This is a genomic window from Nonomuraea sp. NPDC049028 (assembly GCF_043197735.1).
GTDB lineage: Bacteria > Actinomycetota > Actinomycetes > Streptosporangiales > Streptosporangiaceae > Nonomuraea.
Genome location: NZ_JBICTR010000012.1, coordinates 69,631 through 91,833 on the forward strand (window position 1 = coordinate 69,631; position 22,203 = coordinate 91,833).

Genomic DNA, 22,203 nt, shown 5'->3' on the forward strand with positions numbered 1-22,203 from the left:
AGGCCCCCTCTGACAACCCCTCTTAGGACCTTCGAATGGACCTGCCGATGCTGTCCGCCCTCGGTCTATCCGTAGGCGTCGGCGCCGTGATCATCGTGTGCGGCCTGCTCGGCTGGGACTGGCTGAGCTGGGTGTGGGGGCGCGCCACCAGACGCTGATCACGAGCGTGCTTCTCGCCCAGGGCGAGAGCCCCGAGGCCGTCGCGGTCGGCCGGTCCTCTTCGCCGAGGTCAGGGCTCCAGGGTGATCCCCTCACGCCGGAGGTCCTCGATGATTCCGTCCACCAGTCGGGTGCTGACCGTGTGGTCCAGCCGCCCGTTCTCGCGCAGCTCCCGTACGGCCGGCACCGGGTCAGGGTCGGCGAACAGGCGCTCGTCCGCGTAGTCGACCGGCCGGCCGGTGGGGTCGATCGTCCACCAGGAGGCTTCCAGCGCGATGCCGTTGGGGTCGCTGAAGTAGATCGACCGCAGGAAGCCGTGGTCGATCACGTCGGTGACCTCGCAGGCGTGCGCCTTGAGCCGGTCACGCAGCCTGACCAGGGCGTCCTCATCGGGCAGGTGCAGCGACAGGTGGTCGAACTGGGCGGCCTTGGCGTAGGGGACGCCGGCGGGCTTGGCGAAGCTGTCGAGCTCCTGCCCGGTGTATTCGAAGAAGGCGACGGTGTTACCCGGCGCCACCTCGAAGAAGTAGTGCTTGAACGCGGGGATCGCCAGCGTGGTGACGAGACGGGCGTCGAGCACGCCGTGCCAGAAGCGCACAGTGGCGTCCATGTCCGCAGTCACCAGGGCGAGGTGGTGCACACCCCGCCAATGCACTGTTTCGGGGTTTTCAGCCATACGTTGACCGTACGCCTTTCAACTATCGCTGGCTATGAGGCCTCGTGTCAGTAAGCGGGGGCTGATTTGAGTGCCGCCAGCAGATGCGCGTGCACCCTGGCGACGGCGGCCCTGGCCAGCCCGCCCGAGCGGACCGCGAGATAACCGGTGTTGATCGGCGCCAGCTCCGGCTGCGCGAGCGTGACCAGCCGGCCCGCCGCCACATCGGCCCGGCACAGGTACGCGGGCAGGACGGAGACGCCCATCCCGGCCCGCACCGCGTTCAGCACTCCCCGCAGGTCTGGGATCACCACCTGCGCGGCCATCGACGGCCGCTTGCCGAAGACCGTCCGCCAGTAGCGGCGCACGATGGGCAGGTCCTCGGCGTAGGCGATCAGCGGCCTGGTCCCGCAAGCCTCCTGCGCGGCCAGTTCGGGACTGGCCACCAGCAGGAACTCCTCGTCGTACGCGGGCTCCGCCTGGACGCCCCGGACGCGCGGCCGGATCGTGGACACCACCAGGTCGAGCCGTCCGGCCGCCAGATCGGCGAGCAGGCCGTCGGACAGCCCGAACGTGGTGCGCAGCCGCAACCCGTCGCGCACCAGCGGCGCGAGTAGCGGGATCACCACCTCCGAGAGGAACTCGGCAGGGCCTCCCAGATGGACCGCCCCGCTGGACGGCAGCTCGCTGTCCACGACCGAGTCCAGCGCGTCCAGCGAGGCGGCCACCCGGCGGGCCAGCTCGTCGGCGGCGGCCGTGGGCGCGACGCCGCGCGGCAGCCGGTCGAACAGCGGCCGGTCCAGCGCCACCTCCAGCGCTTTGACCTGCGCGGTCACCGCGGGCTGCGACAGCCCGAGCGTCTGCGCGGCGGCCGTGATGGAGCCGGTCCTGTGGACCGTGAGAAAGGTCCTGAGCAGGTCGAGCGAGAGGGACATATCAGTATTCTGATGGATTGGGGCGGGTAAAGCTATTTGTGGCTGATGGCGCTTCGAGGAGCGGGTGGTCGTGGACGGCCGCCTGGCCGCCGGGCAGAACCCGGCCAGCGCGGCTCCGCCGGCCGAACGGGTCGTGGAGCTGCTGGGCTGACCGGTTGGCGGGCAGAGGAGGGGGAAACGCCGCCGCTTGGCGGTTGTCCCCCTGTCGCCGCCCTTCCATCATCGAGACGTACGGTGAGATCTCGTGGAGGGAAGCTACATGGCACTTCATCCCAATCTCGACCCGGAGCTGAGGGCGGCGCTCGACCAGTTGGTCATGCCGTCGACGGATCTCAGCGACCCGGCGCTCGATCTCAGCGGGCACCGGGCGCAGATCAACGCCATGCTCGCGGCCGCCCCCAGACCGGACACCGAGGTCGTCATCGAGGACCGGTACGTGCCGGGGCCCGAAGGCGCGCCCGACATACGGCTGCGGATCTACCGGAAGCCGGGGACGGACACCGGCCGGCCCGGCCTGTACTGGATCCACGGCGGCGGCATGATCGTCGGCACGCCGGACATGGACGACCTCATGATGATCGGGTTCGCCGAGCAGCTCGGCGTCGTGATCGTCTCCGTGGACTACCGGCTCGCGCCCGACAACCCGCATCCGGCGCCGGTCGAGGACTGCTACGCCGGACTGGTGTGGACCGCCAAGAACACCGGCGACCTCGGCATCGACCCGGCCCGGCTGGCTGTGGGCGGGGCGAGCGCGGGTGGCGGGCTCGCCGGGGCCACCGTGTTGCTGGCCCGCGACCGGGGCGGCCCTGACATCTCGTTCCAGCTGCTGGTCTGCCCGATGCTCGACGACCGCAACATCACGCCGTCCAGCCACGAGTTCGCGGAGGCGGTGGTCTGGAACCGGGCCGCGAACCTGTTCGGATGGAAGGCCCTGCTCGGTGACAAGGCGGGGACCGAGGATGTCTCTCCCTATGCCGCGCCGGCACGGGCCACGGACCTGTCCGGGCTGCCGCCGACGTTCGTGGACGTGGGCGAGCTGGAGGTGTTCAGGGACGAGTGCATCGACTATGTGCAGCGGTTGGTCCAGGCCGGGGTTTCGACGGAGTTCCACCTCTACCCGGGTGCCTTCCATGGGTCTGACGGACTGATCCCGGACACGGAGTTGAGCAGGCGGGCGCGGGCGGCTCGGCTGGCGGCGCTCCAGCGGGCGTACCGGCAGGACGGCTCGCAGGGTGGCTGATCGCGGCGTGGCGTTCCGTTAGGACGGTTCGCGGCTGGGCGGTGGGCGGTTACGGAGTCGAGGTCGGGCGTCGGTGGAGTTTCAGGTCGGAGGGCAGGCCGTGGCGGGCACGGTAGTCCGCCGCGCCGATCTGGTGCTTGGCCACGGCGTGCGCGGCCAGGCCGCGGGTCCACGTACCGCACTCCAGGCACACGAGCTGGCCGTCTCGTTCGGGTTGCCGGCCGTACGGCACCGCGGCCAGCTCGGCCGCCGACAGCGGTGGATGGGGGCGCGGCGTCCGGGGCACGAAGCCGACCGGCCGCGCCCCCCTCGGTGGGGTGAAGCCGTGCCGGTGGCGCAGCTCACGGGTCTTGCGCTGGGTGACGCCCAGCAGTTCGGCCAGGTCGGTGCCGTTCCAGTCGGCGGTGGCGGTGAGCAGGTCGGTGAGCGAGGCGTACCCGAGCTCACGGGCCCGTGTCTCATGCGGGTCGATTCCGTGCCGGGCCAGGTAGTCGGCCATCTTGACGCCGTGCATCACCGACACGTGCTGGACCAGGGTCTTGAACCAGCGCCCGCACTCCAGGCACAGCAGGTGACCGTTGCGGGTGGGCTGCGTGCCGTGCGGCACGGCCGCGAGCTCGTCGGCCGGGATCGCCGGGAGCAGCGCCGGATTTTTCACGACATAGTCCTTGGCCCAGCGGCCGGGCGCCTCGAATCCCAGCCGCCGTCGCAGCTTGTAGACCCGGCCCTTCGAGATGCCCAGCATGGAGGCGATCTCCTGGTTGGTCAGCTCCGGGTGGCGGGTGAAGAGCTGCTCGATGCTGACGTACCCCGCTGCCCGGCACCGCTCGGCGACCTCGGCCGCGAGCTTGGCCTTGCGCGCCGCGGTCCCCAGATGGCCGTACTTGACCACGGTTCCGCCGGTGCGCCGCGCGGCCCGTACGCCCGCGCGGCTCAAAGAGTCCCGCCCGGCCGCCTTCGACAGCTCGGCCAGCTCTTCCCGGGAGCGTTTGGGGCGCAGCTGGGCCCGGAACTCCGGGTCGGTGTCCCACTTGGCGCGCTGCGCCTGCCTGCGGACCGCCTTGACCGGGGTGGAGTGCAGGCCGAAGCCGCGCGGCAGCTCATGGACGCGCCGGTAGTCATCGGCTGACATGTCGTGTTTCGCCACGACATGCTGGCCGAGCTGCTTGAACCACAGGCCGCATTCCAGGCAGAGGAGCTTGCCTTCGGACTCCGGTTGCACGCCCGGTGGGACGTCGGTGGGCTTGCCGGGCGGGATCCAGTGTCCTGGCCGGCCGTTCTGGTTCTTGGTCACCCGGTCCCACTCCTGAAGATCATCCTGTTTCGCCGTTGGCGCGCAGCCGTACAAGAGCCAGGGCCAGGTGGGCGCGGAGGCGCCCGGCGGAGTCGGCGAGGGAGAAGCCCAGGGCCGACTCCGCCCGTGCGATCCGTACGGCCATCGAGCTGTGGTGCAGGTGCAGGACGGTGGCGGCCCGGCGTACCGAGCCCTCGGCGCAGAGCGCCCGCACGGCCGTGCGGCCCTCGTCGCCGAGCCGCTCCATCGACCGCACGTCGGCCAGCTCGGCGATCGCCGCGTCCGGCACGTCGGCGTAGAGGGCCAGCGCGCCCAGCTCGGTCCAGCGCACCACGCGGTCCTGCGGGCCGGTGAAGCGCAGCGCTGTACGCGCGCCCGCCCATGACTCGGCCACCCGCGAACCGGGCAGTTCGGGACCGATGCCGACCCGGGCCGAGTCGGGCAGGCGTGGCAGCGCGGAGGCCACCAGCACCGCCTCCGTGTCGCCGATCCGGGCCGCGCGTACGTGGCGCCCCATCGTGCGCAGGCCGGGCACCAGGGCGAAGCCCTCGTCCGCGGGGACCGCGATGGCCAGCGCCTGCAGCGGCGTCGCGGGATCGAACCCCAGCAGCCGCAGCGCCCGCGCCCGCTCGGCCTCGCCGGTCTCCGCCGACAGCGCCAGCTCCACCAGCGCCGGGTCCCTGCCCTCCCGGGCCAGCGCGACGGCACGCTCCAGCGTGACCTCCGCCGCGGCCGCGAACCGTTCGAGGACGATCTCGTCCAGCCCGTGCGGGGTGCCCTCGCGCTCCATCCAGACCGTGCCGAGACCGGCGGCCAGTTCCCTGACCGTGCCGGGCTGGTCGATGTGGTCGATGTGGTCGACCTGACCGCCGGGGTGCCTGCGGGTGGCCCTGCCGGTGGCGGCGTCGAGCAGGCCCACGGGGCACTGGGTCAGGTGGGCGGTCGCCGAGAGCAGCACCGGGACGCTCACGTGGTCGCGTACCAGCGAGTCGAAATAGGCGATGACGCGCACGGCGCTCTCCGCGTCGGTGTCCAGAGTCGACAGGCGGAGCAGCAGTCCTTGCACCGCTTCAGCGTATGTCCGAACACCGCTATCTGGCGACGTGACCAAGCGTGCGCTAGGTTGGTCTTTGTGGATCTCGACGTCTCCGCGGCCGAGCAGGAATTCCGTGCCGAGGTTCGCGACTGGCTGGCCCGGCACGTACCCGATGGGCTGCCGTCGATGGACACTCCCGAGGGTTTCGAGGCGCATCGCGCGTGGGAGGCGCTGCTCGCCTCCGCCCGGCTGTCCGCTGTCTCCTGGCCGGAGGAGTACGGCGGGCGGAACGCCTCGCTGATCGAGTGGCTGATCTTCGAGGAGGAGTACTGGGCCGCGGGCGCCCCCGGCCGGGTCACCCAGAACGGGATCTTCCTGCTGGCCCCGACCCTGATGGCGTACGGCACGGAGGAACAGCGACGGCGCTGGCTCCCTGGGATGGCCAGGGCCGACGAGGTCTGGGCGCAGGCGTGGTCCGAGCCGGAGGCGGGCAGCGACCTGGCCGCGCTGAAATCCCGCGCGACTCGGGTGGACGGTGGCTGGCGGCTGTACGGGCAGAAGACGTGGAGCTCCCGCGCCGCCTACGCCTCGCATGGGTTCGGCCTCTTTCGTACCTCGGAGGAGGGTCGGCATCGGGGGCTGACGTACTTCCTGTTCCCGCTCGATGCCGAAGAGGTGACGGTCCGGCCGATCGCGCAGCTCGACGGGCTGCCGGGGTTCGCCGAGCTGTTCTTCGACGGGGTCTTCGTACCTGACTCGATGGTGCTCGGCGCGCCAGGCGAGGGCTGGCGGATCGCGATGGCCACCACGTCGTCCGAACGCGGTCTGGCCCTGCGCAGCCCCGGCCGCTTCCTGGCCACCGCCGACCGGCTCGTCCACCTGGCCCGTGACGCGGGTCCCGAACTCGCCGACCGGGCAGTTCGGTGCTGGACCGATGCCGAGGCGTACCGCCTGCACACCTTCGCCACCGCCCGCAGGCTCATGTCGGGCGCCGAGATCGGGTCCGCGTCCAGCATGGGCAAGGTCTTCTGGTCCGAGCTGGACCTGCGGATGCACACCCTGGCCATGGAGCTGCTCGGCGAGCGGGCGGGGGAGACGCCGTGGCTCGACGGGTTCCTGTTCGCGCTGGCGGGGCCCATCTACGCGGGCACGAACGAGATCCAGCGCAACATCATCGCCGAACGAGTCCTGGGGCTGCCCCGATGAACTCCAGCCCGACGCACTCTGGCTCCACGAACTCTGATCGACGAACGGCGGCTCCATGAACTTCGCCTTCACCGACGAGCAACTGGCCCTGGGAGCGACCGTACGGGATGTGCTGCGCGCCCACTGCCCACCCGCCGCGCTGCGCTCCGAACGCCGCCCGGCCTGGGAGCAGTTGGCCGAAATCGGGTTCTTCGGGCTGCTCCTGCCACCGGACGCCGACGGGCTCGGGCTCAGGCTGGTGGACGCGCTCCCCGCGCTGGAGGAGACCGGTCGGGCCTGCCTGCCGGGACCGGCCGTGGAGACCGCCGTGGCGGCGCCGTACCTGCTGGACGACGTCGCGAAGCTCGCCTCCGGGTCGGTCTGCGTGAGTGTGCTGCTGCCCGGCCAGACGTACGCCCCTGATGCCGACCTGGCCGACCTGCTCGTGGTCGCGCTCGCGGACGGCCTGCACCTGGTCTCCAGGGAGTCCGTACGGCTGGCGCCCCGGCCCGGTGCCGACCCGTGCCGGAGGCTGTTCCACGTCGCCTTCGACGACTCCGTACCGCTGGACCGCTCGTACGTCCCCGCCCTGCGCCGGGCCACCGTGGCGACGGCGGCGCAGCTCATCGGGGTGGGCAGGCAACTGCTGGCCACCGCCGTGGCGCATGCCCAGGTCAGGACCCAGTTCGGGGCGGCCATCGGGTCGTTCCAGGCGGTCAAGCACCAGTTGGCCGACGTGGCCATCGCGCTGGACTTCGCCGCCCCCCTCGTGCACCGCGCGGCGCTGTCGGTGGACGAGCCGGTGGTGCCGAGCGTGGACCGGGACGTCAGTGCCGCCAAGGCCGCGGCGGGTGAGGCGGCCGCGCTGGCGGCCCGGGTGGCGCTGCAGGTGCACGGCGCGATCGGCTACACCGACGAGCTGGACCTGCGGTTCTGGCTGGCGCGGGCCTGGTCGCTGTCGGCCGCGTACGGCGGCTCCGCCGTACACCGAGCTCGTGTGCGAGAATCGGTGATCGGCGGCGGCGATCTGAGGCGGTACCCGTGAGGTACGGCGTCCCGCTCGGCCTCATCCACCCGGCCGCCTGGAAGGACGTGGCGGTGGCCGCCGACGAGCTGGGCTTCGAGTCCGTGTGGCTGCCCGAGCACCTCGTCTTCAGCACCGACCTGTCACTGGCCCTCTACCCGGGCACCTCGGAACCGGGCATCAAGCCGGAAACGCCGCTGTTCGACGCGCCCGCGTACCTGTGCTGGCTGGCCGCGCTGACCTCCCGGATCAGGCTCGGCACGGCCGTACACCTCTTCGCGCTGCGCCACCCGTTCGTCTCGGCCCGCGCCTTCGCCACGCTCGACGTGGTGTCGTCGGGCCGGGCGATCTGCGGGGTAGGGGCGGGCTGGTACCGGGGGGAGTGGGACGCGGCCGGCGTCCCCTTCGCCTCGCGCGGGGCCCGGCTGGACGAGGCGATCGAGGTGGCCAGACGGCTGTGGAGCGAGCCGGTGGTCACGCATTCGGGGCGGTTCTACTCCTTCCCTGAGGTGGCGTTCGAGCCCAAGCCCGTACAGCACCGGCTGCCGATCCTGTGCGGCGGCGAATCACCCGCCGCCCTGCGCCGGGCCGCGTCGCTGTGTGACGGCTGGATCAGCATGCCGCACACCCTGGAGTCGATCAGGCCGCAACTGTCCCGGCTGGCGGCGCTGCGGGGGGAGCGGCGTTGCTCGGTGACGGCGCACGCGTACTCGCTGGCGTCGCCGGAGGAGGTGGCGGACTGGGCGGAGCTGGGGGTGGACCGGCTGATCGTCCGTCCGTGGAAACGCAGCCGCGACGCCGTCTCCAGCCTGGCCACGTTCGCGAGCGAGTACGGCGTCACGTCGCGTTAGCCGTGCTCGTCTCAGGGCGTAAGGAACCGATCATGTCGCGTGGCGTCTAACCGAACATGATCGCCATGAATCCACGAGTGCGGGCGGCCACGGCGCTGATGTGGTCGATACTCCCGTTCGGAGCCATCGTCACGGCCCTGAACATCGCCGTCTGCGCCAGCGTGGAAGCGGTCGCCAGAAAGGCCCTGGCCCAGAGCCGGGACTACCTCGACTACGGCATGACCCACTTCGACACCGTCGCGTGGGGCAGAACGCAAGGGATCGCGGTCTTCTTTGTCCTGGCCGCGCTCGCCATCGGGGCTATCGCCTGGCTGATTCGGCGACAGCGGCGATTCAACCTCGTTGCTCTGCTCGTGGGGCCGTTGAGCCTGACCTATGTGTTCTGGGTGTGGAACATCCACATGAGCAACCCCGTTGCCGACGACGTCCTGTGGAAGATCCAGGAACTCGACCCCGCCCTTCCCCTCACCAGCGACACGTTGCTCCCCGGCTGGTATCAGCCCACCCTGACCGTGACACTCCTGGCGGCGGCCGCCGCCCAGCTGTCGGCTCTGGCGCTGCTGATCTGGTCGCGGGCGCTGAGACGGATTCCGGCGGAGGGCGGTCTGTGGCGCGGCAAGGTTCTGGCGCTCACCGGGCCCGCGTGCGCGGCGGCGTATGCGGCGATCAACTTCACCGGCATTTGGCTGGCCGACCTGTCAGTAGGGCCAGGTGATGGCACCGACTCGACGATCGCGGCCGCGTGGATATGGACCTCGGGGATAGCGCTCGTGTTCGGTGTCCTCGGCACGGTCCTGGCCGCCATCGACCTCTCGCTCCTGCGCGGCCGGGTCAAGGCATACAAAACGCTGCTTTCGCTATCCGTCGCGCTGACTTTGCTCTACTGCCTGATCCTCCTGCTGGCCTGGCAGTACGACCTGTCGGAACCGATGGACGAAACAACCGGCTTCACTGACTACCGGCCCTGGTGGCGTACCCCAGGGGTGATCACGGTCGCGGTGGTGGCCGCGATGGCCCAGCTCGACGTCCTACGGCTCATCGTCAGATCACGGATCACCGGAAAGAGCCTTCACTGACGCCAGGCAACGCGCGGATTTAGGATCACGCCGTATGGCACCGCAGCGTGAACGCGCCGTACCAGGCGACGCACTATGACAAGGTCGGTCGAAGGTTGCCGCGCCTGATCGTGGCGACGGAGCTGGGCAGCCGTTACTCACCCGCAGGTGCGTAACGGGCCTATCAGAAGCATTTCTGCTGTTGTAGCCAAGCACGCCAACGCACCCGATTGGATGAGACAACCATGACCGGCGAGATCCACAACGCAGGTGATGAAACCCAGGCATACGGCAACGCCACTCCTCAGGGCGAAGGAGGCCTGACAGTCTCAAATGAGGCGATGCTCGCCTACGGCTACGACCTAGGCGGCACTGGTGAATGGAAGGTTCGTGAGGCTTTCGAGGACGAAGACGGCTGGCTGATCCTCGATTGGTTCGGTCCCGAAGACGAGGAGAATGGCCACTTTGCCGAAGCCGCCATGGAGCAAATGCTGACCATGGTCGGGTTCACCGAGACGTGGGATACAGAAGCATATTGGGATCGCGCGCATGAGGCGCCAAAGCGTCTCAGTGTGGAAATCGTGCCCCACGGATCTAACGATGAACCGATGTACGTCCTCGCGACCCAGGTAATCCCAGCCCACCAAGACGGCCTCAAGGACGTTGCTGGTCTGCTGGCGGTTGAGCCATGGTGGGATGAAAGGTTGCGAACGGTGCTGTCTGGGCTCGGGCTGACGCCTACACAGCGGGAGGCGCGCTGGTTGCGTGTTCAACGTAGACACGATTCGTAACTACTCCGCTTTCACTTCCTGGCCAACGCTGCCGTCAGTTGGCTCGCCACTTCCGGATGGGGGTCCTGGGGCTTCGGCTCGTGCTGCGTCCCCACAGTTAGCTCAGCCAGTCCCAGCCGAGCATGCCGCTCACGATGATCACGACATGCGGGCACGCGTCCAGCGCCTCGGGGATGCACCGCATGCATGTCGGTGGCTTGCTGAGGCGGCCGGTCGTGGCGTGCGTCTTCTCGTGGAAAACCCAGGACAGGCGCCCTGTGCCGGGGTCCAGCGCGGGACCTTCGCACACCTGGCACAGTCGGTGCAGCATGCATGCCCGCTGCCGGAGTGTGTGCATCTCCTGGTAGTTGACCTTTCCACGCCGATCGCACTTCTGCCGGGCCCACAGCACGGACAGGTTCCAATCGTCTGCCCTGGGGTCGCTGTAGGCCAGCCGCCGCCCGCTCAGCGCCCACACGTCGTGGATGACGACCAGGTCGAGCGCGACGGTCTCGACCTCGTAGGCGACGACGTACGGCACCCGGGCGGCAACCGTGGTCATACCGCCTCCCACGCGTCGGCCGGCGTTGCCCGTCGGCAGACCTGCTCGTGTTGTCAACGCCGGATCTGCCGGGCGGTCGCGTGGGGGTGCGGACCCGTGACTGTCCATGCCCAGGACGCTACGACTTCGGGGTACGCACTCTGAAGCATTGTGCTCCAAGATGCTTCGCTATTCAGAAGGTGGGGCGCGGCGCGCAGCTTGGTGCATCAGCCTTCACTGGTGAGGCTCCAGCCCGTCGGCAACGTTCTCGATCAGGGCGCGGGCTTCCCGGCCGTAGATCGCCACGTCGGCCAGGCGGGCGAAGGTGCGCAGATACGTGCCGACTTCGGGGGCCTGGGTGATAGTGAGCGCCGCGGTGATGGTCTCGACCGACACCCACCGATCATCGAAGATCCAAAACCCGTGCACGGGGGCGACCGGGAAGGCCGCTGTGAAGGGAATGACGCCGAATCGCACAGTGCGCAGCGTGGAGGCGACGGCCAGTTTGTCGAGTTGGCCGGCCAAGACCTCGGGTGGGCACAGCTGCAGCCGAAGCACGGATTCGGTGATGACGAAGTGGAAGCGGCGGCCTGGCGCGTAGAGGATCTGCTGGCGCGCCATCCTGGCGGCGACCGACTCATCAAGGTCATCGTGGGCACCGTCGGAGGTGATCGCCTCCTGGAGGCGGTAACGGGCGTACTCGGGTGTCTGGAGCAGGCCAGGTACGAAGCAGGACTCGAAATTGCGGACGATGGCGGCTTCTGCCTCGGCTTCGGCGAATGTCTGCTGTTGGGCTGCCATGCCACGCCGGAACATGCGGCGGAACTCGACGTACTGGCCTTCAAGGGAGCGCAGCGCGGCGATCAGCTCGGGAGTCTGCTCGGGGACGTGGCAGGTCGCCGCCCACGCCTCCAGGTCGGCGTCCGAGGGCGTCTGCTTTCCCCCCTCGATCTTGTAGATCTTCGTGCGGTGCCAGCCGTGAGCCTCGGCGAGCTGCCGGCCGGTCAGGCGAGCGTCTCGCCGCAGCTCACGTAGGCGGATGCCGAGAGCTTCACGGGCCCTCTCGTAGGTGGACATTCTGCTTGGTGTACTCCTGCCACGGGATGGCGTACTGCTGGGCCACGTCCCGGTAGTAGCAGTGCTTCACGACTACAGCGGGATCGGTGACAAGGTCGGCGCCCAGGAGAACGTCATCGTTCCCGAATCTCAGGATGAGCAGCGTAGTGGAGTCGATCAACCAGAAGTCGTGGTCCGGCAAGTCGAGCCGAGCCGCCCGCGGACGAGACAGATATCGGATGTCCTCGCCCGCTTGGATGTTGAAGCGGGCGAGGGCCAGGCCGAAGCGGGTGTAGTCCGAGTGCGGCTCCGATACGACGCGAACCCGCTCCATGCGCTCGCCGGCCGAGAGCCGGGGTGCCAGTTCGGCGATCCAGTCGTCCATGTAGGACTCATCGATCTCTCCGCTGTCGAGGAAGCGATGGATGATGGGTTCCTCTTCGGGCTCGCTGTAGTTCTCGCGGGTTTCGAGCCGGAACGCGGTGTGCTGGAAGGCGTGCAGGGTCTCGACCCACTCGGATCGCGTCAGGAACCTTCCGCTCACTCCCGCGGTCCTCGCGCGAGCTTCAGGACCTCCGGCGGGACCTCGACATAGAATTCGTCGTCGCGTACGTCGACGAGGTCAGCTATCGCTTCTGGATCATTCAGGAGCTTGCCCTGGACGACGTAGGTGCCACGGTCGGTCTCGTAGAGAGCCGGGCAGCCGGTCTTACCGCTGGACGTGCCGAGGAGTCTGAGACTCACGATCGCGCCTCTCGGGAGAATCGAATCCGAATGCACTTGATGCTCAATGATGCGGAGAAGCGCGTCAAGGTGCGCGTGAGGTAGGTGGGTATAACCCCCTGGTTCCCATCCGGGCACACCGGGTTCATCGACATCAGGAGCGTCCGCGCGGTGGCGGCCTCTTCGGGAGTCTGGCTTGCGGGGCCAATTGCGGGCGGCGGCGGCAGGAGTTCCGCCGCCGCTCGCTCGGTCAGTCGCAGCGGACCGTCGACACGGAATATGTTCCGTTCGCACCGGTCACCGTGACGGTCGTGGTGTAGCAGACAACCTCGCTGGCGAGGCTCTTGAGCTTCATCCAGAAGTCGGAATCACTGTTCCCGCCCCACGGAATGGCTTCGACGCCTCCGGGATATGAGGTCCAGCCGCCGCCACCCCCGTTGGGGACAGGGACATAGCGCGGCATGTCCCTTGGGTCGCACACCGCGCCCTGAGACATCAGCCTCATGCCCTTCTTGGCGCGGTTGCCGACCTGCTTCGCCCATTTCGAGTTCTGCATTTGTATCGAGGCGGCGAGGAAGTTGCCGGACTTCACGGCATTGATCACTCCCGTGAACTGCCCGAAGCGTGTGGGGCCGAGGTTGTACATCATGTCGATCAGTACGACCTGCCTGGCCGACGACAGTGCGTTGAAGTTGTCGATCACCCGGCCGACGTTCGCGACGGCGGCCCGGTAGTCGCCCTTGAACAGGGTGATGATCTGCAGCGGGGTCAGGTCCTGGGTTCCGGCACGCACCGCGGCGTAGTTGGCGCCGACGGCCGTCAGCAGGGCTTGCGCGTCGGAGCGGTCGAGGTTGAAGCCCACACCCACCGTGGGGTGCGGGGGGACGGCGCTGTCCATGTAGACATGCGTGTCTCCGTACAGTCCGTTTCGGCTCTCGTTCTCCGCTACGTACGCCTCCATCTGCTCGGGCGTCAGCTGCGGCTCCTGGCTCGGATCCTGGTCGGGATCGTCCGGGATACCGCCGGGGCCGCTGCCGCCGGGGCCGCCACCGGTGCTGGTGGAGCAGGGACCGTCGGCGAAGGCGGGGGCCGCGGCGACCGTGATCGTGGTGAGGGTGGAGAGGAGGAGGGAGGTGGTGGCGAGTACGGTCGCGAGGAGTTTTCGGCGCGGAACTCTGCGAGGGGTCATGAGACCTCCTGGTCCGGGCGGGGGGTGACCAGCTCATGATCACAGCGCGGTGGAGTTCGTGAATATCCCAGAAGTCTGGGATATTCCGGGCGTCCGGTTAGGCTGCCGCCGTGATCTCGCGCAGGGCAGTGGAGCGCCAGGTGATCTCCGATCTACGGGACCTGGCCGGGGCGGAATTGACCGCGGCGCAGGTGTTCCGGCAGGCCGATCCGGTGCTGCGGGACGCGCTCGGATTCGACGCCGTGTGCTGGCATACGACCGATCCCGCGACGGGCCTGGTCAACTCGGTGCTCACCGAGGACCTGAGGCTGGACGATTTCCACCAGGCGGTACAGCTGGAGATCTGGGGCGATGACACCGCGCGGTTTCCCGAGATCCGGCTCAGCGGCCGTGGCGCCGACACCCTCAGCCGCGCCACCGGCGGGGTCCTGCGGCGCAGCCTGCGCTTCCGGGAGCAGATCGGGCCGGCGGGCTTCGGCGACGAGCTCCGCGCCGTGTTCGACGCCGGAGGCGGGATGTGGGGCTGCGCGGCGTTCATGCGCGCTCCTGACCGGGGTCCGTACCGGCCCGGTGAGCTGGCGCTGGCCCAGCGTGCGGCCCGGTACCTGGGTGTCGCCCTGCAGCGCGGCCAGCTGTTGCGGTCGCCTGCTCCGCCGGCGCCGATGCCGCCCGCCGTGGTGCTGTTGGGGCCGGACAATCACCTGGTCAGCGCCGATGAGCGGGCCGAGCGGTTGCTGGGTGAGTTCACCGATGACTCGGCCTCGATCTTCACCGTGCCGACGTCGTTCGTCATGGTGGCCGAGCAGGCCAGGGGAGCGGTGGCCGGCGGCCGTACTCCTCCTCCGCTTCGGGTACGTGGCCGCGACGGCACCTGGTTCGTGCTGCACGCCTCACTGATGGGCGGCAAGGCGGATGGTGCCTCGGCGGTGGTGATCGCCCCGGCCTCGGCCGCCGACATCATGCCGGTGGTGTTCGCCTCGTACGGACTCACCCCCCGTGAGCGTGAGGTCGCCGTGCGCGTCGTCCAGGGCCGAGCTACCGAGGACATCGCGCAGGCCCTGTGCACCACGGCCCTGACCGTGCAGGACCATCTCAAATCGATCTTCACCAAGGCGGGTGTCCGTAGCCGGCGCGAGTTCGTCGCTCAGCTTCTCACGGCCCATCCCCCGGAAGTGTGGACCTGACGGGCATTTCCGGGGGCCGTCAGGCGCGGTGGCGGCCCCTGCGGGAGCCCGGCTTGCGGGGTGCCGGCGCCTCGACGACGGTGCCGCCTTGCGTGTGTGCGGCCGTCTGCAGCCGGTCGTCCCCGGTACGCCTGGCCGCCCATAGGAGGTCGTTCGCCGCGCGCTCGTCGTCGCCTCCCACAGCCAGGGAGGTGGGTGCCAAGCTCTCGTGGCTTCGGTGGCGGCGGCCATGGAGGGTGGGGTCGAAAGGCTCGGTGCCGAACAGCTCGAGATGGGATGGGGCGGCCAGCGGAGAGCGGTGGCGGCGGCCGTGGGGTGAGGAGTCCTGGGTGAACCCCTCGGTGGGATGAGGGGCGGGGGAGCGGTGGCGTCGGCCGCGCAGCGGGCCCTCGGACGTGAAGGGAGCCGGTTCCTCGATCGGGTGCCCGCTGCGGCGGCGACGGCCGTAGTAGCCGCCCGTCTGAGAGCCGTGCGTCTCGCCCGGGGCGGGCCAGGGCTCGGTCGCCCTTGTGTACGGCGTGCGCCCGCCGGGGTGCTGTGACGCGGCACTGACGCGTCGTGCGGTGGCACTGGAACGAGCCCCGGAGCGGGTCCCGAGATGGTGTGGGGTGGCGGCACGGCGGGTGGAAGGGGTGAAAGCGTCGAACGCCGGCGTCGTCTCCCGAACAGGGGAGAAGGCGTCGAATGCCGTCGTCGCCTCTGGGATGGGGACCGAGGCGAGGGACAACAACGCGGCGATCGGCTCGGTCGGCTCCAGGTGGACCGCTGCCGGCACCGAAAGCTCGGCCGGGACGGTCGATCCCACCAGCTCCAGGCGGGTCGTCGCTGGGATGGTGACGTCGGTGGACGGCGTGGTGAGGTCAATGGACGTGCTGGCGCCCACCAGCGCGTCCGTGGACGGACCGGCGCCTACCAGCACAGGGGCCGCGTCGGTGCGGGGCTTGCGGCGGTGGCGGTGGCGGGTGGCCGGGCCCGTGGAGCGTGCGGCCGGGGCGGCGACAGCGGCCGCGCGGACCGGGCGTACGCGCAGCTGCCGGGTCTTGGCGACGGCGAGGACCGCGAGGGCGGCCACCAGCGCGGAGCCGATCAGCGCGGGAGACGAGAGAGTGGGCACCGGTGCGCTGGACGACGCGTCGACGATGGTGGGAAGGGGCGCGGGGTTGCTGGTGACCGCGTTGGTGTCGGCGGTGGCCGGCTTGGCGTGCTTGCCCTTCTTGGGCGCCTGCTCGGCGGCCTTCGTGGTGGCCGCGGGCGATGACTTGCGGGTGGCCGTGGGGGCTGGGGCGGCGGCCTGCTGGGGAGTGGCCTGCTTGGGGCGGGCGGCCAGCGGGGCCCCTCCCTGGCCGATGCGGGGGATCATGTCGACGAGCGGGGTGCCGTCCGGGAGCTGGAGCTTGCCCACCTCGGTCGTGGAGGTCTCGGAGGTGGACGTCTGCTCGGTCGCCCGGTGCTGCGCGTCCCACTCGCCCTCGACCTGGTTCTTGGCGGCCTCGTTCTCCAGGCGGGTCTTGATCTTCTCCGGGTAGCCGTAGCCGACGACCTTGCTGGTGTCACGTTCCTTGCGCTTGGCGACGCCGCCGTCGATGTTGCCCTCGATCGTGAAGATCTTGTCGCCCTCGACCTTGGTCACCAGGCCGACGTGGTCGATGGCGTCGATGTCGTTCGAGCCGCTCCAGTCGTAGAAGACCAAGGCACCGGGCTTGGGCTTGTGGCCCCAGGCACCCTGCTCCTTGAACCACTCAGCGTGCTGCACGGTCCACGCGAACTGGCCGATCCAGTCCTGGTAACCGAGCTTGTGAGCGGCCCACGACAGGTACATGTCACACCAAGGGGCGGAGGTGTAATCGGCGTCGAACTCGACGTTCTTGCCGTACCAGTGGCCGAACTTGGTGTACTCGTCGGCCTTCTCGGAGTAGCCGAGCTGGCTCTCGAGCAGGTCGATGTACTTCTTCATCTCAGGCGTCATTGACGTGCGAGGGAACCTTCCGGGCAAGACCGGGTTTACCCACACAGCCCTGGTTAGAGGGACAGATGTGGCAAAACCGGCGGCCTGTCGTCTTCCGTGCTGAAGGAGGCTACCGTGACGTAAGGGCAGGTCAGGTACGGGTCAACGGAGCTCCAAGAGGTCATGCGACCCTAAACCGCAGGTCAAAAGCTTGCCAGAAATGTCCCAAAGAAGACTGGTTGATAGTAAAAGATCTACCTTTGGGTGTCTAGAACGTGTTTTGGTAGAACCTGTTCTAAGATGCGGCCATGACGATCGACGTCGCCGCCGGCGAGTCCCGCACCGCCGCCCTGTGCGCCCTGGCGCAGCAGACCAGAGAACTGATGGACGCGGTGATAGGCACTGGCGTTGAGGAGGACGAGCTGGTGGCCGTGGCCGCCGAGCTCACCGCCCTGACCGAACGGCTCGAAGCGACCGTCCGCGTGTCACCGCGGCCCTACGACATCGCGCCCGACGGCACCGTACGCCACCTGGGCAACGCCGCCATCGGCGCCGCGAACCCGTTCGCCGTGCCGCTGGTCGTGGAGAGGCTGGCGAGTGGCGGGGTACGGGCGGAGGTGTCGTTCCGGCCGCTGCACGAGGGGCCGCCCGGCGCCGTGCACGGCGGGATCACCGCGATGGCCCTCGACCACCTGCTGGGGCAGGCGGTGGCCGTCGCCGGGCTGGCGGGCATGACGGGCACGCTGACCATCCGCTACCGGGCGCCCGTGCCGTACGACCGGCCGGTGGTCGTGACGGCGGAGCACACGCGTACGGAGGGGCGCAAGGCGTGGGCGGACGCCCGCGTGGCGCTGCCGGACGGCACGCTGCTGGCCGAGGCGACAGGCATCTTCATCACCCCGACCGCCTGGCTGAACGGCCCCCCGATACCGACGGCCCCCGACAGCGCTGGTCAGTAGCCCGCGCCGGTCAGCAGTCCGCCGTCCACCGTGAACTCGCTGCCCGTGCAGTAGCTGGACCGGTCCGAGGCCAGGAACGCCACCACGTGCGACACCTCCACCGGCTTGGCGAAGCGCTTGATGACCATGCTGCGGAGGAACGCGTCCGCGTCCACCTCGCTCATGATCTCGGGATCCATGGCCATCGAGGTGTTGATCGCCCCGGGGTGTACCGAGTTGACGCGGATCTTGTAGCGGGCCAGCTCGCGGGCGGCCGACTTGGTGACGCCCCGGATGGCGAACTTCGAGGCCGCGTACGCCGACAACCCCTCGGCGCCGACGAAGCCCTCGATCGAGGAGATGTTCACGATCGAGCCGCGCCCGGCGGCCCGCATCGGCGTGATGGCGGACTTGACGCCGAGCCAGGTGCCCCTGAGGTTCACGTTGATCACGCGATCGAACTCTTCGATCGTCATATCGCTGATACGCCGAAATTTCAGGATCCCGGCGTTGTTGACCAGGATGTCTAACCTGTCGTGCAGATCCGTCACGGTCGCGATCGCGCGGTCCCAGTCCTCTGGGGCGGTGACGTCGTGATGGACGAAGGTCGCGCCCGTCTCCTCAGCCAGCGCCTTGCCCTCTTCATCCAGTACGTCACCGAACACCACGCGCGCCCCCTCCGCCAGGAACAGCCGCACATGCGCCTCGCCCATGCCGCGCGCCCCGCCGGTGATCAGTGCCACCTTGCCGTCAAGCAGTCCCATTGCGACCTCCCGCCGCGACGGCCACCGCGGCCGCCTCCATAGTTCGGTAGACGGGGATCCCGGCCGCCGCCACGATCGCCCTGACCTCGTCCTCGACACCGGCAGGCGCGCACTCGCCGTTCCTGGTGACCAGGGTGACCCTGGTCCCCGGGAGGGCGTCCTGCGCGGCCGCCAGCGCCCGCGCGTACTCGAACAGCGGCTCGGCCCGCGTCCCATAGGTGAAGAAGCTCTGTACGTTCACGTGCGCCACCACATCCGGGTACGACCGGTGCCGCACGATCGCCTCGACGGCCCGCTGGACCAGGTCCGGCCCGCTCCGAGGGCCGACGGGCACCTCCAGCGGGTTGGCCAGCGAGGACCCGGCCCCCAGCCCCAGCCCGCGCAACTCCCCGAGCGCCGAGTCCGGCAGCGGCCCGAGCGACACCCCGGCCCGGTCGAAGGCGTCGGCGGCCAGCACACTCGCCCCACCACTCGGCCCGATCACCAGCGCTCCACCACGCGACTCCCCGCTCCGAGAGTCCGGATCTGCCATCCGGGCGCCGTGTGCCTGGAAGAAGGCGAGGACGCCGATCAGGTCGTCCTGGGAGGTCACCAGCGTCGCCCCGGTCTGGTCGGCGAGCGCCTGCCAGATCCGCCCATCGCTCACCAGCCCGCCGGTGTGCGAGGCCGCGGCCCGTTGCCCTTGCACGCTGCGCCCACCGACCAGCAGCACCACGGGCACCGGAGCGGCCGCCAGCGTCTCGTACAGCGCCCGCCCGTCACGCGGGTCCTCCAGATAGAGCCCGACGGCCCGCGTCTCGGCGTCGGCCGACAGCCAGCGGAGCAGCTCGGCCGGGGTGACGTCGGCCGCGTTCCCCACGGTGACCACCCGGCTGAAGGCCAGCCCACGACGCTCGCCGACCTTGATCACCTCTCCGGCCAGCCCGCCGCTCTGCGAGATCAGCGCGACCGTCCCCGCCGGGCCCATCCCCCCGCCGACGAACGTCTGCCGCCCGCGCGGGCAGTACACGCCCATGCAGTTGGGGCCGAGCAGCCGCGTGCCCGCCGCCCGCGCCGCGGCGACGAGCTCCCGCTCCAGTTCCGGCCGTCCCGCCTCGCCGAAGCCGCCGCTCATGACCTGCACGTACGGCACGCCGGACGCCTCACGTACGACCTGGGCACACCGCTCCGCGGGCACCGCCACCAGCGCGTAGTCCACGTCCGCCGCGGCCAGGGACGGCACGGCGGGCACGCCGCCCACCTCCCGCGCCTCGGGGTGCACCGCGACCAGGGGGATGCCGGCGGCCTTGTAGAACTCGAGGAACATGTTCCCGAAGTTCGGCCGCGTGGTGGAGGCCCCGACCACGGCCACCGCCCTGGGCTCGAAGAGCGGCCCGAAGTCCGCGGGCTCGGAGCGCGGTCCGACGTCCGTGGGTTCGGAGTGCGCCCCAAGGCCCGCGGGCTCGCCGAGCACGTCGTCCTGATCGCCGTTCGAGGCGTGACCCGCCGGGAGATACCGAGCGTCCACCGCCACGACGCCCGATTCGGTAGCGATCACCGGATTGATCTCGAACTCGCCCAGTTCCAGCTGCTCCCACAGCCCGCCAGACCCGCCGACCGTCATGAGCAGCTTCACCACCGCGTCCACGTCCACCCCTGGACGCCCGCGCAGCCCGTACAGCACCGGAGACCCGCGCAGCGAGCCCAGCATCCGCCGCGCGTCCCCCTCCGAGATCGGGCAGAGGCCCAGCGCCGTGTCCCGCAGCGTCTCGGTCCACACCCCGCCCAGCCCGGCGAGCAGCACGGGCCCGAAGCCCGGATCGTGGACCAGCCCGACGATCAGCTCAACCCCGCCGGCCGCCTGCTCTTCGACCAGAAACCCCTCGGCCGCCACACCCGAGGCCAGCATCCTGGCGGCTTCGATCGGGACGTCGGCCCGGCTCAGCCCGAGCACCACGGCCCCGGCGTCGGACTTGTGCACGATCTCGGGCCCGTACGCCTTCAGCACCAGCGGCTCGCGCAACTCCGCGACCGGGGCGAAGTCCATGTCGCGCACCACCACGCCTCGCGGCACCGACACCCCGGCCGCGCGCAGCAGTTCCTTGGCCTCGTGTTCCGCGACCACCGCTCAGCTCTCCAGCAGGTGGCCGTGCCGCTCTCTGATCTCTCTGCGTAAGAGCTTGCCGGGCCCGCCGGAGGCGTCCTCGAAGTGCGGCAGCGCGTCGGCCACCAGGATGTGGTCCGGCCGCTGGTGCGGCGCCAGGATGTCGTCCAGGGCCCGCGCGAGCTTGGCCGCGTCGAGCGAGTGCCCGGAACGCGCCACCACGGCCAGCAGGATCCGCTGCTCGGCCGCGTCCTGCCCGTCGACGTGCGCGGGCACCCCGACCGCCCCGGCCTCCGCCACGCCGTCGAGCGCGGCGGCGGCCTCCTCGACCGCGACCGGCTGGGTCCAGACGCCGCCCTTGAGAATCGCGTCCTCGCGCCGCCCGAGCACGCGCAGCACCCCGTCGGGGGAGACGGAGCCGAGGTCGCCGCCGACGTACCACTCGCCTCGCAGCACCTCCGCCGTCTTGTCCGGCAGACCGTCGTAGCCGGACATCCGGTGCGGCCCGGACAGGTTGATCTCGCCGACCTCGTCCACCACGCGGCGGCCCGACGGATCGGTCACCCGGACGGCGTTGCCGGTGCGCGCCCGGCCGGACGAGCCGAGCGGCGTGGAGCCGTCGTCCACCCGGCCCATGCAGGTGTAGGGGGCCTCGGTCTGGCCGTAGTAGGAGTAGACGCCCGCGTCGGGCAGCCGGTCCTTGATCCGGCCGAGCATGGTGGCCGTCAGCGGCTCACCGCCCAGCATGATCACCCGGATGGACGACAGGTCCACCGCCTCGTGCTCCGACGAGCCCAGCAGCGCCGCGTAGAACGACGGGATCTGCGACACGTGCGTGACCCGCTCGCGCGGCACGACGCGCAGGAAGTTCGCCGGGCCCCAGTCCTGCTCCAGCACCAGCCGCATCCCGGCGTACAGGGCGGGCCCGACGATGGCCGGGAAGCCGATGCCCCAGATGATCGCGCCCGTGCCGAACACCGCGTCGGGCCCGCGCGGCACGTCGAGCCAGATCTGCGCGGTCGCCAGTGACGAGGCGTGCGTGTGGACGACGGGCTTGGGCAGCCCGGTCGTCCCCGAGGTGTAGTAGAGCGCGAGCGGATCGTCGTGGAAGCCGCCGAGCGGCGGCTCCTCCTCCGAGCCGTCCGAGAGATCGGACGCGTTGATCCAGGTGGTGATGGCGGGCAGCGACGACCTGATCTCCGCGACCACCCCCTCCACGGTCGAGTCGTACACGAACGCCGTGCACCCCGACTGCTCCACCACCGCGCGCAGCGTGTCGACCGGCCAGTACGGATTCAGCGCCGCCGTCACCGCGCCGATCTTGGCCTGCGCCAGGTACACCTCAGCCACGTGCAGCGTCTCGTTCAGCAGCGCGGCCACCCGCCGGCCCGGGGTAATGCCCGCCGCGAGCAGCGCGTGCGCGCGCCGGTTGACGGTCCTGTTCAGCTCGTCATAGGTGAAGCTCCGCTCGCCGCAGTAGGTGAGCGCCACCTGGTCGGGGGTGCTCATCGCCGCGGCGGTCAGGATCGCGTGGCCATAGTTGCCGTACGGTGATCGCGCCATCAGGGGTGCCTCC

General features: G+C 70.0%; 22 protein-coding genes. 9 read left to right on the forward strand and 13 right to left on the reverse strand.

The window, feature by feature from the left end; all coding sequences use genetic code 11:
* The first annotated feature begins 35 nt into the window (after positions 1–35).
* Positions 36–158 carry a hypothetical protein gene (locus tag ACGFJ2_RS41745; protein WP_393477986.1) on the forward strand — a complete coding sequence of 41 codons (123 nt, stop codon included), beginning with the start codon at positions 36–38 and terminating at the stop codon, positions 156–158.
* Between the two features lie 71 nt (positions 159–229).
* On the opposite strand, the gene ACGFJ2_RS41750 is transcribed toward ACGFJ2_RS41745, so the two are convergent.
* On the reverse strand, positions 230–835 hold the full coding sequence (locus tag ACGFJ2_RS41750; protein WP_357946531.1) for a VOC family protein: 606 nt from the start codon (positions 833–835) through the stop codon (positions 230–232).
* A gap of 47 nt (positions 836–882) precedes the next feature.
* Complete coding sequence (locus ACGFJ2_RS41755; protein ID WP_393477989.1) at positions 883–1,749, reverse strand: LysR family transcriptional regulator; 867 nt, start codon at positions 1,747–1,749, stop codon at positions 883–885.
* 259 nt (positions 1,750–2,008) lie between these two features.
* Here ACGFJ2_RS41755 and ACGFJ2_RS41760 point away from each other — a divergent pair, with 259 nt between their 5' ends.
* A complete protein-coding gene (locus ACGFJ2_RS41760) occupies positions 2,009–2,989 on the forward strand; it encodes an alpha/beta hydrolase (RefSeq protein ID WP_358174669.1) in 981 nt (326 codons plus the stop codon).
* Positions 2,990–3,038: 49 nt separating this feature from the next.
* Here the strand turns inward: ACGFJ2_RS41760 and ACGFJ2_RS41765 are convergent, their stop codons facing one another.
* Both ACGFJ2_RS41765 and ACGFJ2_RS41770 read right to left on the reverse strand, forming a co-directional pair.
* The gene (locus ACGFJ2_RS41765; protein WP_393477993.1) at positions 3,039–4,283 is read right to left on the reverse strand and encodes a MucR family transcriptional regulator; all 1,245 of its coding nucleotides are present in this window, start codon (positions 4,281–4,283) and stop codon (positions 3,039–3,041) included.
* A 19-nt stretch (positions 4,284–4,302) separates the two neighbouring features.
* Complete coding sequence (locus ACGFJ2_RS41770) at positions 4,303–5,349, reverse strand: helix-turn-helix domain-containing protein (RefSeq protein WP_393477995.1); 1,047 nt, start codon at positions 5,347–5,349, stop codon at positions 4,303–4,305.
* A gap of 66 nt (positions 5,350–5,415) precedes the next feature.
* Here ACGFJ2_RS41770 and ACGFJ2_RS41775 point away from each other — a divergent pair, with 66 nt between their 5' ends.
* From ACGFJ2_RS41775 to ACGFJ2_RS41795, 5 genes are all read left to right on the forward strand, one after another.
* Positions 5,416–6,525, forward strand: coding sequence for an acyl-CoA dehydrogenase family protein (locus ACGFJ2_RS41775; protein ID WP_393477998.1), 1,110 nt, complete (start codon positions 5,416–5,418; stop codon positions 6,523–6,525).
* A 55-nt stretch (positions 6,526–6,580) separates the two neighbouring features.
* Positions 6,581–7,549, forward strand: coding sequence for an acyl-CoA dehydrogenase family protein (locus ACGFJ2_RS41780; RefSeq protein ID WP_393478000.1), 969 nt, complete (start codon positions 6,581–6,583; stop codon positions 7,547–7,549).
* The gene (locus ACGFJ2_RS41785) at positions 7,546–8,379 is read left to right on the forward strand and encodes a TIGR03619 family F420-dependent LLM class oxidoreductase (protein WP_393478003.1); all 834 of its coding nucleotides are present in this window, start codon (positions 7,546–7,548) and stop codon (positions 8,377–8,379) included. The genes ACGFJ2_RS41780 and ACGFJ2_RS41785 overlap by 4 nt, the downstream gene beginning before the upstream one ends.
* Before the next feature lie 65 nt (positions 8,380–8,444).
* On the forward strand, positions 8,445–9,455 hold the full coding sequence (locus ACGFJ2_RS41790; protein ID WP_393478006.1) for a hypothetical protein: 1,011 nt from the start codon (positions 8,445–8,447) through the stop codon (positions 9,453–9,455).
* Between the two features lie 224 nt (positions 9,456–9,679).
* The gene (locus tag ACGFJ2_RS41795) at positions 9,680–10,225 is read left to right on the forward strand and encodes a hypothetical protein (protein WP_393478008.1); all 546 of its coding nucleotides are present in this window, start codon (positions 9,680–9,682) and stop codon (positions 10,223–10,225) included.
* A gap of 97 nt (positions 10,226–10,322) precedes the next feature.
* On the opposite strand, the gene ACGFJ2_RS41800 is transcribed toward ACGFJ2_RS41795, so the two are convergent.
* The 5 genes from ACGFJ2_RS41800 to ACGFJ2_RS41820 all read right to left on the reverse strand — a co-directional run bounded on the left by ACGFJ2_RS41800 (position 10,323) and on the right by ACGFJ2_RS41820 (position 13,713).
* Positions 10,323–10,766, reverse strand: coding sequence for a hypothetical protein (locus tag ACGFJ2_RS41800; RefSeq protein WP_393478011.1), 444 nt, complete (start codon positions 10,764–10,766; stop codon positions 10,323–10,325).
* Positions 10,767–10,979: 213 nt separating this feature from the next.
* Positions 10,980–11,822 (reverse strand): helix-turn-helix transcriptional regulator, encoded by an 843-nt coding sequence (locus ACGFJ2_RS41805; RefSeq protein ID WP_357946556.1) that lies wholly within the window; start codon positions 11,820–11,822, stop codon positions 10,980–10,982.
* Positions 11,797–12,345 carry a DUF6879 family protein gene (locus ACGFJ2_RS41810; RefSeq protein ID WP_357946559.1) on the reverse strand — a complete coding sequence of 183 codons (549 nt, stop codon included), beginning with the start codon at positions 12,343–12,345 and terminating at the stop codon, positions 11,797–11,799. Before ACGFJ2_RS41810 ends, ACGFJ2_RS41805 begins: the two co-directional genes overlap by 26 nt.
* Positions 12,342–12,545, reverse strand: a complete 204-nt coding sequence (locus ACGFJ2_RS41815; protein WP_393478014.1) for a hypothetical protein — start codon at positions 12,543–12,545, stop codon at positions 12,342–12,344. Before ACGFJ2_RS41815 ends, ACGFJ2_RS41810 begins: the two co-directional genes overlap by 4 nt.
* Before the next feature lie 229 nt (positions 12,546–12,774).
* Entirely contained in the window at positions 12,775–13,713 is a 939-nt protein-coding gene (locus tag ACGFJ2_RS41820) for a hypothetical protein (RefSeq protein WP_357946565.1), read from the reverse strand.
* Positions 13,714–13,823: 110 nt separating this feature from the next.
* Here ACGFJ2_RS41820 and ACGFJ2_RS41825 point away from each other — a divergent pair, with 110 nt between their 5' ends.
* Complete coding sequence (locus tag ACGFJ2_RS41825; protein WP_357946568.1) at positions 13,824–14,897, forward strand: helix-turn-helix transcriptional regulator; 1,074 nt, start codon at positions 13,824–13,826, stop codon at positions 14,895–14,897.
* Positions 14,898–14,916: 19 nt separating this feature from the next.
* Here ACGFJ2_RS41825 and ACGFJ2_RS41830 read toward each other — a convergent pair whose 3' ends face one another.
* Positions 14,917–16,863, reverse strand: coding sequence for a CHAP domain-containing protein (locus ACGFJ2_RS41830; RefSeq protein WP_393478017.1), 1,947 nt, complete (start codon positions 16,861–16,863; stop codon positions 14,917–14,919).
* A gap of 287 nt (positions 16,864–17,150) precedes the next feature.
* Between ACGFJ2_RS41830 and ACGFJ2_RS41835 the strand changes: the two genes are divergently transcribed.
* Positions 17,151–17,801, forward strand: a complete 651-nt coding sequence (locus tag ACGFJ2_RS41835; protein ID WP_393478020.1) for a PaaI family thioesterase — start codon at positions 17,151–17,153, stop codon at positions 17,799–17,801.
* Here the strand turns inward: ACGFJ2_RS41835 and ACGFJ2_RS41840 are convergent.
* From ACGFJ2_RS41840 to ACGFJ2_RS41850, 3 genes are read right to left on the reverse strand one after another with little or no spacing between them, the layout of a single operon-like run.
* Positions 17,795–18,544, reverse strand: coding sequence for a glucose 1-dehydrogenase (locus ACGFJ2_RS41840; RefSeq protein WP_358174639.1), 750 nt, complete (start codon positions 18,542–18,544; stop codon positions 17,795–17,797). The genes ACGFJ2_RS41835 and ACGFJ2_RS41840 overlap by 7 nt on opposite strands.
* Positions 18,531–20,648: an acetate--CoA ligase family protein gene (locus tag ACGFJ2_RS41845; protein ID WP_393478022.1), complete on the reverse strand. Its 2,118-nt coding sequence runs from the start codon at positions 20,646–20,648 to the stop codon at positions 18,531–18,533. Before ACGFJ2_RS41845 ends, ACGFJ2_RS41840 begins: the two co-directional genes overlap by 14 nt.
* 3 nt (positions 20,649–20,651) lie before the next feature.
* Positions 20,652–22,190, reverse strand: a complete 1,539-nt coding sequence (locus ACGFJ2_RS41850) for a class I adenylate-forming enzyme family protein (RefSeq protein ID WP_393478025.1) — start codon at positions 22,188–22,190, stop codon at positions 20,652–20,654.
* Positions 22,191–22,203 lie beyond the last annotated feature (13 nt).